General features: G+C 29.2%; 12 protein-coding genes. 7 read left to right on the top strand and 5 right to left on the bottom strand.

Annotated features, from left to right (window positions below):
• Window positions 1-74: 74 nt before the first annotated feature.
• From jag to rpmH, 5 genes are read right to left on the bottom strand one after another with little or no spacing between them, the layout of a single operon-like run.
• Window positions 75-701, bottom strand: a complete 627-nt coding sequence (gene jag, locus LN736_RS10280) for an RNA-binding cell elongation regulator Jag/EloR (RefSeq protein WP_179978244.1) — start codon at window positions 699-701, stop codon at window positions 75-77.
• Window positions 702-717: 16 nt separating this feature from the next.
• On the bottom strand, window positions 718-1,380 hold the full coding sequence (locus LN736_RS10275) for a membrane protein insertase YidC (protein ID WP_150359026.1): 663 nt from the start codon (window positions 1,378-1,380) through the stop codon (window positions 718-720).
• A 20-nt stretch (window positions 1,381-1,400) separates the two neighbouring features.
• Window positions 1,401-1,610 carry a membrane protein insertion efficiency factor YidD gene (gene yidD, locus LN736_RS10270; RefSeq protein ID WP_106010981.1) on the bottom strand — a complete coding sequence of 70 codons (210 nt, stop codon included), beginning with the start codon at window positions 1,608-1,610 and terminating at the stop codon, window positions 1,401-1,403.
• The gene (gene rnpA / locus LN736_RS10265; RefSeq protein WP_150358972.1) at window positions 1,607-1,942 is read right to left on the bottom strand and encodes a ribonuclease P protein component; all 336 of its coding nucleotides are present in this window, start codon (window positions 1,940-1,942) and stop codon (window positions 1,607-1,609) included. Before rnpA ends, yidD begins: the two co-directional genes overlap by 4 nt.
• A gap of 45 nt (window positions 1,943-1,987) precedes the next feature.
• Window positions 1,988-2,122, bottom strand: coding sequence for a 50S ribosomal protein L34 (gene rpmH, locus LN736_RS10260; RefSeq protein WP_179978245.1), 135 nt, complete (start codon window positions 2,120-2,122; stop codon window positions 1,988-1,990).
• A gap of 530 nt (window positions 2,123-2,652) precedes the next feature.
• Between rpmH and dnaA the strand changes: the two genes are divergently transcribed.
• The 7 genes from dnaA to gyrA all read left to right on the top strand — a co-directional run bounded on the left by dnaA (window position 2,653) and on the right by gyrA (window position 11,426).
• Complete coding sequence (gene dnaA / locus LN736_RS10255) at window positions 2,653-4,002, top strand: chromosomal replication initiator protein DnaA (RefSeq protein WP_150358970.1); 1,350 nt, start codon at window positions 2,653-2,655, stop codon at window positions 4,000-4,002.
• A gap of 258 nt (window positions 4,003-4,260) precedes the next feature.
• The gene (dnaN, locus tag LN736_RS10250; protein WP_150358969.1) at window positions 4,261-5,364 is read left to right on the top strand and encodes a DNA polymerase III subunit beta; all 1,104 of its coding nucleotides are present in this window, start codon (window positions 4,261-4,263) and stop codon (window positions 5,362-5,364) included.
• 27 nt (window positions 5,365-5,391) lie between these two features.
• Window positions 5,392-5,598, top strand: coding sequence for an RNA-binding S4 domain-containing protein (locus LN736_RS10245; protein ID WP_150358968.1), 207 nt, complete (start codon window positions 5,392-5,394; stop codon window positions 5,596-5,598).
• A 68-nt stretch (window positions 5,599-5,666) separates the two neighbouring features.
• Window positions 5,667-6,758, top strand: a complete 1,092-nt coding sequence (gene recF, locus LN736_RS10240) for a DNA replication/repair protein RecF (RefSeq protein WP_150358855.1) — start codon at window positions 5,667-5,669, stop codon at window positions 6,756-6,758.
• A 19-nt stretch (window positions 6,759-6,777) separates the two neighbouring features.
• Window positions 6,778-7,041, top strand: coding sequence for an extracellular matrix regulator RemB (gene remB / locus LN736_RS10235; protein ID WP_150358856.1), 264 nt, complete (start codon window positions 6,778-6,780; stop codon window positions 7,039-7,041).
• 19 nt (window positions 7,042-7,060) lie between these two features.
• Window positions 7,061-8,974 (top strand): DNA topoisomerase (ATP-hydrolyzing) subunit B, encoded by a 1,914-nt coding sequence (gyrB, locus tag LN736_RS10230; protein WP_150358857.1) that lies wholly within the window; start codon window positions 7,061-7,063, stop codon window positions 8,972-8,974.
• Between the two features lie 16 nt (window positions 8,975-8,990).
• Window positions 8,991-11,426 (top strand): DNA gyrase subunit A, encoded by a 2,436-nt coding sequence (gene gyrA, locus LN736_RS10225; RefSeq protein ID WP_150358858.1) that lies wholly within the window; start codon window positions 8,991-8,993, stop codon window positions 11,424-11,426.
• Window positions 11,427-11,848: the final 422 nt, after the last annotated feature.

Below are 11,848 nucleotides of genomic sequence, written 5' to 3'. Positions count from 1 at the left end.
TCTAATCACTTGATAAAATACTAATATATAGTCTCTTCATTCACAATTCTCTTAATATGTAAAAAAGAAAGCCTCTAGGCTTTCTTCAAATCCACTACAACTCTTCTAAAAGGCTCTTGACCCTCACTATAGGTATTTACATAAAAATCATTTTGGAGAGCAGAATGAATTACTCTTCTTTCATAAGGGTTCATCGGTTCCAACTTAACTATTCTACCTGTCCTTCTAACTTTTTCGGCCACTCTTCTAGCAAGCCTCCTCAAAGTCTCCTCTCTTTTTGCCCTGTAATTTTCAGTATCTAAAATTACTCTTTTATATTCCATTTCATGATTTTTATTTATCACAAGGCTTAAAAGATACTGAATTGCATCCAAAGTCTCTCCTCTATAACCTATGAGTATTCCCATATCTGAACCGGTTAAATATATTTTTATTACATTATTCTCTTCCTTTATTTTTATTTCTGCCTTTACTTTCATTTTATCTAAGATACTTTTCAAAAATACTTTTGCCTCATATATGTAATCCCTTTTTACTTTAACCTTTATTTTAGCTGGTCGTACCCCTATAAAATTTAAAAACCCTTTATTTCCTTCATCTAATACCTCAACTTCCACTTTATCCTTTTCAACTTTCAATTCCTGCAATGCATTTTTAAGTGCCTCTTCAACGGTTTTTCCTGTAGTCTCTATAACCTTCATGCCACATAGCCACCCCCTAGGCCTTACTAGTTTTAGTTTTTTTACCCATCTCAATTTTTTTAATAACTACAGTTTGTGCTATTTGAATTAAATTACTAACAACCCAATACAATACTAATGCCGATTTAAATCTCATACTCATGTACACCATAAATACAGACATTCCAATATTCATCATTTTACTCTGTTTAGCTTGTTCCCCGGTAGAAGGCATCACCAAAACTCCTGATAAATAAGTAGTTGCTCCCGATATAATAGCAAGAAGCATATCTGTTTTAGCTAAATCCTTCATCCATAAAAAACTAACACCATTTATGCCAGATAAATTATTAAAAACATAGTAGAGAGCTATTAAAATAGGCCACTGAATAAGAAGCGGTAAACATCCACTAAAAGGGCTCGCTCCTTTTTCTTTGTACAACTTCATCATTTCCTGCTGTGCTCTTTGTGGATCTTTTTTATACTTTTCCTGCAGTTTTTTAACTTCCGGTTGAATTTCATTCATAGCAAACGAAGACCTCAATTGTTTTATTCCCAATGGAAGTATTATAATCCTAATTATTATAGTCATTAAAATTATTGCTATACCATAAGAAACATTTGGATTAGGTATAAACGAAATTACACTATTATGTAAGAAATTAAAAAATCGAACAAAAGCATCATTTAAATACTGCAAAATATTAAACCTCCTGAAATTTATTTAACCGGATCATATCCACCTTTGCAAAATGGATTACATCTCAATATTCTTTTTATAGACATAAATCCACCTTTTATAATACCATATTTTTGTAATGCTTCCAATGCATATTGTGAACAAGTAGGATAAAATCTGCAACATGGTCTTTTTAGAGGTGATATATATTTTCTATATAATTTAATTAAAAAAATTAAAAATTTTTTCATCTATTATACAAACCAGCTTTTTTGATTAAATTTTTTATGGAATTCTCTATTTCCACGTAATTTTTACCATTTGATAAGTTTCTAGCTATAAATACTAAATCATAACCTATTTTTATGTTATCACTATTTAGCCTACAAATCTCTTTAATCAAACGTTTTATTCTATTTCTCTCAACACTTTTCCCTACTCTTTTATTTATAGATATACCTAACCTATTTATATTTTTCCTATTTTTATAAATATATAATACCAATAAGCTATTAGAAAAAGATCTTCCTCTTTTGTATACAGCACGAAATTCTGCATTTTTTTTTATTCTGTAAATTTTCATTTTTGCTCCTTTTTTCTACTTGCAGAAAAAGGCCACAAAAGCGGCCTATGCTGTTAATCTCTTTCTACCTTTTTGTCTTCTTCTCTTAATAATGTTTCTTCCCGATAGAGTTCTCATTCTCTTCCTAAAGCCATGTTCTTTTTTTCTCTGTTTCTTTTTTGGCTGATAAGTCATCCACATAATACCATAAATCTCCTTTCACTATTAATATTAATTTTCTATACTCAATTCTCATATATGAAATTTAATATTTTCATTATTAAATAAACAACTCCAGTTTAAAGTTTTACTATTAAATTATATATTCACTAACTTATAATGTCAATATAAATTCAAAAGTATAAATTTCACGTTTAATATTTTTATATATATTTTGTGGATAATTTCTTGAATAGGTTGTTTTGTTTTGATATTATAAATAGAGGATTGTTAATAACTTAAAAATTTATACTACTTATCCACAATTGTGGATAAGTATGTGCATAACTTGTTTTGAATTTTTTTTATTTCTATATATTTTCCTATTTTACTAACATTATTCATTGTAAATAATGTTAATATTTATTTTACTACTTAAAATTATAATTTTTTTACCTTAATTTTATAAACTTAATTATACACATGTGAATATTTTTATACACACATGTCAACAAAATATAATAATGGAATATTTAAACTCAGATTTATTTTTTAAGACTGGAGGATACAAAATGAATGCCCATCCAAACGAAATATGGGAACAATCTTTAAACATAATAAAAGGTGAAATTACTGAAGTAAGTTTTAACACATGGATTAAAAGTATTACTCCTGTATCCATCGAAAATAATACTTTCGTACTAAGCGTACCAAATGACTTAACTAAAGGAATATTATCCAGTAAATATACAAACCTAATATCTAATGCATTAAAATTAATTACCTCAAAAAAATATAATATTAAATTTTTAGTTTTATCTAAATCAGAGGAAGCATTAACACTAGATAATAAGCCTCAAGAATATACTAAAAGATCAATAACCACAAATGACGAAACAACCATGTTAAATCCCAAATACACTTTTGATTCTTTTGTTATAGGAAATAGTAATAGATTTGCTCATGCAGCATCTCTTGCTGTAGCCGAATCACCGGCCAAAGCATATAATCCACTGTTTATATATGGAGGAGTAGGTCTTGGTAAAACCCATTTAATGCATGCTATAGGCCATTATATATTAGAAAACAATAAAAAATCTAAAGTAACTTATGTTTCATCTGAAAAATTTACAAATGAACTCATAAATTCAATAAAAGATGATAAAAATGTAGAATTTAGAAATAAATATAGAAATATAGACGTACTATTAATAGACGATATCCAATTTATAGCTGGTAAAGAAAGTACCCAAGAAGAATTCTTTCACACTTTTAATGCTTTATACGAAGCAAATAAACAGATAATCTTATCAAGCGATCGACCGCCAAAAGAAATTCCTACATTAGAAGATAGACTTAGATCCAGATTCGAATGGGGGCTTATAGCCGATATACAGCCACCAGATTTTGAAACTAGGATGGCCATATTAAAAAAGAAGGCAGATGTGGAAAATTTAAACATCCCAAATGAAGTCATGGTATATATAGCTACAAAAATCAAATCAAATATTAGAGAATTAGAAGGAGCATTAATACGCATAGCTGCTTTTTCCTCACTTACAAACAAGGAGATAAGCATTGATTTAGCCGTAGAAGCATTAAAAGATATAATTTCAAGTAAACAATCTAAACAAGTTACAATAGACTTAATACAAGATGTAGTAGCAAATTACTATAACTTAAAGGTGTCTGATTTCAAATCAGCTAGAAGAACTAGAAATGTAGCTTTTCCAAGACAAATAGCAATGTATTTATGTAGAAAACTTACAGATATGTCACTGCCTAAAATAGGAGAAGAATTTGGAGGTAGAGATCATACTACCGTAATACATGCCTATGAAAAAATATCAAATAATTTAAAGAAAGATGAGAGTCTTCAAAATGCTATAAATGATTTAACAAAACGTTTAAATCAAAAATAATTATCAACATATGTTTATAATTATTTTATGATATGCTGTTGATAATATTTTTTATATATATTATTTTTTTATTATGTGGATAATACGAGCTTCAATCATTTACTTATCCACACTTATTTTTTTTATTTTTTTCAGTAGTATTAACACCTCTAGCATTTATGAACATACTAACAATACCTACTACTACTACTACTAAAAAATTTATTATCTATATATATCTAAATAAAATATGTTATCAATAAAGGAGATATAATAAAAATGAAAATTAAATGCAAAAAATTAGATTTACAAGAAGCCATAATTACGGCTCAAAGGGCAATAACCGGAAAATCTAGCATGCCTATATTGAATGGATTAAAATTAACTGCTTCAGATAATAAAATTATACTAATAGGCTCAGATATAGATTTAAGCATAGAAACCAAAATAAATGCAGATGTTGAAGAAGAAGGAACGATTGTAATTGATTCAAGACTATTTGGAGAAATTATAAGAAAGTTACCTGATGACAATATAAGTATTTCAACCATAGAAAATAATTCTGTAGAAATACTATGTCAAAAATCAAAATTCACTTTAATATATATGAATGCTGAAGATTTTCCAGAAATACCTAATATAAAAGAAAATATGATTTTTTCAATACCACAGAAAATACTAAAAAACATGATAAAGAGTGTTATATTCGCTACAGCACAAGATGAAACAAGACCTATCCTCACAGGGGTTTTATTTGAAATTAAAAATAAAAAATTGAATTTAATAGCTTTAGACGGATATAGACTTGCTTTAAGATCGGAAAATCTAAACACTGATAACATAATAAATGCTGTAATTCCAGGTAAAACCTTAAACGAAGTTTCTAAAATTTTAGAAGACAATGATAAAAATGTAAATATAACATTCACACCAAACCATATATTATTTAACTTATCTAATACCAAAGTTATATCTAGACTTTTAGAAGGTGAATTTATAAAATATAATTCCATAATCCCTGAAGAATTTAATATGAAAGTCACAGCTAAAAAAGATGAACTTTTAAATTGTATTGAAAGAGCTTCATTAATGGCTAAAGATAGTAATACCAATTTAATAAAACTAGAGCTTGAAGAAAATAGAATGGTTATAACATCTAATTCTCAATTGGGAATGGTAAGAGAAGAATTAAATATAATTTTGCAAGGCGATACTTTAAAAATTGCATTTAATTCAAAGTATTTAATCGATGTTTTAAAAATAATGGATGAGGAGGAAATTATATTAGAATTTTCCAGTAGTGTAAGTCCATGTATAATTAAAAATAAGATCGAAGATAATTGTACTTATTTAGTTTTGCCAGTTAGACTTTTAAATAGTTAAAAATAAATAAATTGGAGATAATAGAAAATGTATGAAGTTAAAATAAATACAGATGTAATAAAACTGGATTCGTTTTTAAAATGGTGTGGAGCTGTTTCACAGGGAGCTGAAGCTAAAATTTTTATAAAAAAAGGTATGGTAAAGGTAAATGGAAAAATGGAAACAAGAAGAAGTAGGAAACTTTATAAAGATTTTACTGTTGAATTTGAAAATAAAACCTATAAAATTATATAATTACGTTAAAATTTATTATTAATTATGTATTATATAATGTGATATAATTATAAATAGGTGTTTTTAAAATGTATATTAAATACTTAAAACTTATAAATTTCAGAAATTATAGAGAGCTTAATATCAAATTTGACAAAGGTATAAATGTATTTACTGGGGGGAACGCTCAGGGAAAAACAAATTTACTTGAAAGTATATATTACTGCAGTATAGGCAGATCTCCTAGGACAAATAAAGATAAAGAGTTAATTAACTGGCAGGGTAAAGAGGCTTACATAAAAGCTTATATAGAAAAGAAACAATTAGATAAAAGTATAGAAATAAAGATATTTAAAGAAGGTAAAAAAGGAATAAATATAAATTCCATAAAGGTAAATAAATTATCTCAACTTATGGGAGTTTTTAATGTAGTAATGTTTTCCCCTGAGGATTTGAAAATAGTAAAAGAATCACCGATTTATAGAAGAAAATTTTTAGATATTGAACTTTGTAAATTTAGTAAAAAATATTATTATAATCTAGTTCAATACAACAAAGTTTTAAATGAAAGAAATGCTTTACTAAAAAAATGGATCAACCATAATTATGACATAATTAAGATTTATGACAAACAGTTATCTAAATATGGCGGATTTATAGTAGAGATGCGAAATAAATATATAAAAAGGCTTAGCGAAAAAGGAAAAATTATTCATAATGATATAACCTCAGGAACTGAAAATATAGAATTTAGATACGTGACACAATTAGAAGATGTAAATAAACCAGAAAATAGCTTATTTGAATTGTTGAATGTAAACAGAAAAAGGGATATGGAACGAGGAACTACTCTTTGCGGGCCACATAGAGATGATCTTATCACAAATATAAATGGAATAAATGTCAGAAATTTCGGTTCTCAGGGGCAACAGAAAACATCAGTTTTAACTATGAAATTTGCTTCTCTTGAAATAATAAAGGAGATTATAGGTGAGTATCCTGTTTTGTTATTAGATGATGTTTTATCTGAATTGGACTCAAATAGGCAAAATTATATATTAAATTCTATAAATAAAATACAAACATTTATAACTTGTACAGGAATAGACGATATTAAAAAAAATTCTCAAAGTAAAGCAGATTTATTTGTTGTAAAAAATGGTAAGATAACTATGATTTAGTTTTGAAAGGAGATTATTTATGTTTTTACATTTAGGTGAAAATATAGTCGTTCCAATAAAAGATGTAATTGGAATATTTGATGTTGATACTTCAACATATAATTCTGACACGATTCAATTTTTGAGAATGGCTGAAGAAGATGGATTTGTTCAAAAGATTACGAAAGATAAACCTAAGTCTTTTATTATTGCCGAAGTAAATAAAAAGAGTAAAATTTATTTGTCACCTATATCTTCATCTACATTAACTAAAAGATCAAAAGCTTTAGATTATGAACTTTAAGACGAATAGGAGGATAGATATGCAGCAGGAAAAAAAACAAGTTTATGATGAAAATCAGATACAGGTGCTAGAAGGTTTAGAAGCTGTGAGAAAAAGACCAGGGATGTATATTGGAAGTACAAGTTCAAGAGGACTTCACCATTTAGTATATGAAATAGTAGATAACAGTATAGATGAAGCATTAGCAGGATATTGTGATAAGATAGATGTAATTATTCATAAAGATAACTCAATCACAGTTATAGATAATGGAAGAGGTATGCCTGTGGGAATGCATCACAAGATGAAGAAACCTACTGTGGAGGTAATAATGACCATATTGCATGCAGGAGGAAAGTTTGGTGGTGGAGGATATAAAGTTTCTGGTGGGCTTCATGGAGTAGGTGCCTCTGTTGTAAATGCACTATCTGAGATCTGTGAAGTTGAAGTAGAGAGAGAAGGACATATATGGAGACAGGTTTTTAAAAGGGGAAAAGTAGCAACGGGATTAGATATAATAGGTGATACTGATAAGCATGGTACTAAAATTCATTTCAAGCCTGATTCTGAAATATTTGAAGATATAGAATATGATTATGATATATTATCACAGAGATTAAGGGAACTAGCTTTTTTAAATAGAAATATAAAGATAAATTTAAAAGATGAAAGAGATGAAAAAGAAGAACTATTTCACTATGAGGGCGGAATAAAATCGTTTGTAACATACCTAAACAGAAATAAGCAGACAATTCACAAAGCACCCGTGTATATAGAAGGAAAAAAGGAAGATTATTCTGTAGAAATTGCTATTCAATACAATGATGGGTATACTGAAAATATTTTTTCTTTTGCCAATAACATAGATACAGTTGAAGGTGGGACTCATCTAGCTGGATTTAAGTCAGCTTTGACAAGAGTGTTAAATGATTATGCAAAAAAGTTTGGAATATTGAAAGAAAATGATAAAAATTTATCAGGAGAGGATATAAGGGAAGGTCTTACAGCTGTAATATCTGTAAAGCTGGTAGATCCCCAATTTGAAGGCCAGACTAAAACAAAACTTGGAAATAGTGAGATGCGTGGTATAGTAGATAGTATACTGGGAGAAGGGTTGAATAATTTTTTACAGGAAAATCCTCAAGTTGCAAAAATAATATTAGACAAATCTTTAATGGCATCTCGTGCTAGAGAAGCTGCGAGAAAAGCAAGGGAACTTACAAGACGTAAGTCCATACTTGAAAATACATCTCTTCCGGGAAAACTCGCCGATTGTTCATCTAAAGATTCCTCTGAATGTGAAATATATTTAGTTGAGGGAGATTCTGCAGGAGGATCAGCAAAACAGGGTAGAGATAGAAATTTTCAAGCCATATTGCCACTTAGAGGTAAAATAATGAATGTTGAGAAACAGAGACTTGATAAGATACTGGGTTATGAAGAGATAAGATCTATGATAACTGCTTTTGGCGCTGGAATAGGAAAAGAATTTGACATTGGTAAAATAAGGTATGAAAAAATAATAATAATGACAGATGCAGATGTTGATGGAGCACATATAAGAACGTTATTACTTACATTTTTTTTCAGATATATGAAAGCTCTTGTAGAAAATGGTCATGTCTATATAGCTCAACCGCCTTTGTATAGAGTATATAAAAATAAAAAGGAATACTATGCATATTCGGATAAGGAACTTGAAATAGTGTTAAATGAATTAGGTGGAAAAGATAGCAACGTGGATATACAAAGGTATAAAGGTCTTGGAGAGATGGATTCAGAGCAGCTTTGGGATACTACAATGAATCCTAGTACTAGAACACTTATTCAAGTAAATGTAGATGATGCTATGGCTGCTGATGAAATTTTCACTATACTTATGGGTGATAAGGTAGAACCTCGTAGAAATTTTATAGAAGAAAATGCTGGGAAAGTTGTAAACTTAGATATATAGTAGAGAGGTGTAGTTGATGTTTGATGAAGGTAAAATTTTACCAGTAGACATAAGTAAAGAAATGAAAAAAAGTTATATAGAATATGCAATGAGTGTTATTGTAAGCCGTGCTCTTCCAGATGTAAGAGATGGATTAAAGCCAGTTCATAGAAGAATATTATATTCTATGCATGAACTTGGGTTGACTCCAGAAAAGGGTTATAGAAAATGTGCTAGAATTGTAGGGGATGTGCTTGGTAAATATCATCCTCATGGAGATTCAGCTGTTTATGATGCTTTAGTCAGAATGGCACAGGATTTTTCAATAAGGTATACTCTAGTTGACGGACATGGAAATTTTGGTTCAGTAGATGGGGATAGTGCAGCAGCTATGAGATATACTGAAGCAAAGATGAATAAAATAACTCTTGAAATGTTAAGGGATATAAATAAAAATACGGTAGATTTTGTTCCCAATTTTGACGGTGAAGAAAAGGAACCTTCTGTATTACCATCCAGATTTCCTAATTTACTTGTAAATGGATCAGCGGGGATAGCTGTTGGCATGGCTACAAATATACCACCGCATAATCTCACTGAGGTTATAAATGGTGTGATAATGATAATAGATAATCCAGAAGTTACGATTGATGAATTGATGACATCTATAAAGGGGCCTGATTTTCCAACTTCGGGTATAATAATTGGTACCTCAGGCATAAAAGATGCCTATAAAACTGGAAGGGGGAAAATATTAGTAAGGGCTAGAACTGAAATTGAAGAGGTAAATGGGAGAAATAGAATACTTATAACTGAAATTCCATATCAGGTAAATAAATCAAAACTTATAGAAAATATAGCTGATCTTGTGAAAAATAAAAAAATAGATGGAATATCAGATATTAGAGATGAATCAGATAGAGATGGAATGAGAGTTGTAATAGAATTAAAAAGAGATGCTAATCCCAATGTTACTCTCAATCAGTTGTATAAACATACAAGAATGCAAGATACTTTTGGAATAATAATGCTGACTCTTGTAAATAATGAACCAAAAGTATTGAGTTTAAAACAAATGCTTGTTTATTATTTGCAGTTTCAAGAAGAGGTTGTAACCAGGAGGACTCAGTTTAACTTAGATAAAGCACAAGCTAGAGCTCATATTCTTGAAGGATTGAAAATAGCGTTAGATCATATTGATGCAGTAATAAATTTAATAAGATCTTCTAAAACTACAGAAATTGCGAGAAAGGGTTTGATGGCTGAATTTGATCTTTCTGAAAAACAGGCCCAGGCTATATTGGATATGCGGCTTCAAAGACTTACAGGTCTTGAAAGAGAAAAAATTGAGAATGAATACAATGAGTTGATGGAAACAATTAGGCATTTAAAAGAAATTTTGGAAAATAAATCTATTTTATTGAGTATAATTAAAGACGAACTTATTGAAATAAAAAATAAATATGGTGATGAAAGAAAAACTGAAATACAAGTAAGTAATAGTGACATAAATATCGAAGATTTAATTGATGAAAAAGAAGTGGTTATAACCTTAACTCATGAAGGTTATATAAAAAGAATCCCAGCAGATACCTATTCTTCTCAAAGAAGAGGTGGAAGGGGAATCCAGGCAATGGCTACTAAAGAAGATGATTTTGTAGAGCATATATTTATTACTTCAACTCACAGTCATATTTTATTCTTTACAAATAAGGGCAAGGTATATAAGCTTAAAGGATATGAGATCCCTGAGGCAGGTAGAACTGCTAAAGGTACAAATTTAATTAATTTACTACCTTTAGATATAGATGAAAAAATTCAAGCCGTTATAGCTTTTAAAGAAATTGATAAGGATAATTATTTCATAATGGCAACTAAGAACGGTTTAATTAAGAAAACTAAAATAGATCAATATACTTCCATAAGAAGAAATGGTCTAAATGCTATAAATTTAAAAGATGAAGATGAACTTATACAGGTTAGAATGACTACGGGGAAAAGCGAAATAATTATTTTCACCAAAAATGGTTATGCAATAAGATTTAGCGAGGAAGATGTGAGGCCTACAGGCAGAAATACTACAGGTGTAAAAGCAATAACATTGAGAGATAGTGATATAGCTGTTTCTATGGATATTGTCGATGAGAGTCAAGATGTTCTTGTCGTAAGCGAAAATGGATTTGGTAAGAGAACTCCTATAGATGAATATACTATCCATAGGAGAGGTGGAAAGGGCATGATAACATATAAAGTTACGGAAAAAACGGGATTAATAGTTGGAGCTAGAATTGTAAAAGATGAAGATGAGATTATGCTCATAAATAGCAGTAATGTGGCTATAAGACTCAATGTATCTGAAATATCTACTACGAGTAGGAACACTATGGGTGTTACACTTATGAAAACGGGAGAGGAACAAAGAGTAGTTGCTATTGCCAAAATAAATTGTAGTGATGATATTGAAAATAAATAGTTTTTTATAATTGTTGTCAGTGGTATATTTAATAGACTTAAATATACCACTGGTTATTGTGATTAAGCTTTGATAAAAAATTTTAAAAATGTATTGACTCTATTCAATTAAGATGTTAGAATATAAAAGCTGTATTAATTAAAAAGGCATTGAAAGTTTATATTTGTGAGGTATTGATAATCTTAAACTAATATGGTAAAATAAAATAGTTGTTGATATTTAGGATGATCCTTGAAAATTGAACAGAATAAATATAGGGAAACTTATATGAGAATAAACCAGCAATTCTTTTGAGCTGCGACAGCAGCAAAGAAAGTAATTTCGTAAGTAATATGCTTGAAATTGACAGTAACGAGTACAGCAAGGAAAAGGCCGAATGAGGAGCAGAGTTTACTTAGGTAAATGAGCACCGGAATGAAGCA

This window comes from Clostridium aromativorans, from assembly GCF_020908015.1.
GTDB lineage: Bacteria > Bacillota > Clostridia > Clostridiales > Clostridiaceae > Clostridium_B > Clostridium_B aromativorans.
The sequence above is the reverse complement of the archived record's forward strand: the minus strand, read 5'-3'. Positions and strand labels throughout refer to the sequence as shown.

Bases quoted from the DNA above. Each gene is read 5' to 3' on its own strand.
- jag (WP_179978244.1), bottom strand. From the start codon at position 701: ATGAAGGTTATAGAGACTACAGGAAAAACCGTTGAAGAGGCACTTAAA.
- yidD (WP_106010981.1), bottom strand. From the start codon at position 1,610: ATGAAAAAATTTTTAATTTTTTTAATTAAATTATATAGAAAATATATA.
- rnpA (WP_150358972.1), bottom strand. From the start codon at position 1,942: ATGAAAATTTACAGAATAAAAAAAAATGCAGAATTTCGTGCTGTATAC.
- rpmH (WP_179978245.1), bottom strand. From the start codon at position 2,122: ATGTGGATGACTTATCAGCCAAAAAAGAAACAGAGAAAAAAAGAACAT.
- dnaA (WP_150358970.1), top strand. From the start codon at position 2,653: ATGAATGCCCATCCAAACGAAATATGGGAACAATCTTTAAACATAATA.
- dnaN (WP_150358969.1), top strand. From the start codon at position 4,261: ATGAAAATTAAATGCAAAAAATTAGATTTACAAGAAGCCATAATTACG.
- LN736_RS10245 (WP_150358968.1), top strand. From the start codon at position 5,392: ATGTATGAAGTTAAAATAAATACAGATGTAATAAAACTGGATTCGTTT.
- recF (WP_150358855.1), top strand. From the start codon at position 5,667: ATGTATATTAAATACTTAAAACTTATAAATTTCAGAAATTATAGAGAG.
- remB (WP_150358856.1), top strand. From the start codon at position 6,778: ATGTTTTTACATTTAGGTGAAAATATAGTCGTTCCAATAAAAGATGTA.
- gyrB (WP_150358857.1), top strand. From the start codon at position 7,061: ATGCAGCAGGAAAAAAAACAAGTTTATGATGAAAATCAGATACAGGTG.
- gyrA (WP_150358858.1), top strand. From the start codon at position 8,991: ATGTTTGATGAAGGTAAAATTTTACCAGTAGACATAAGTAAAGAAATG.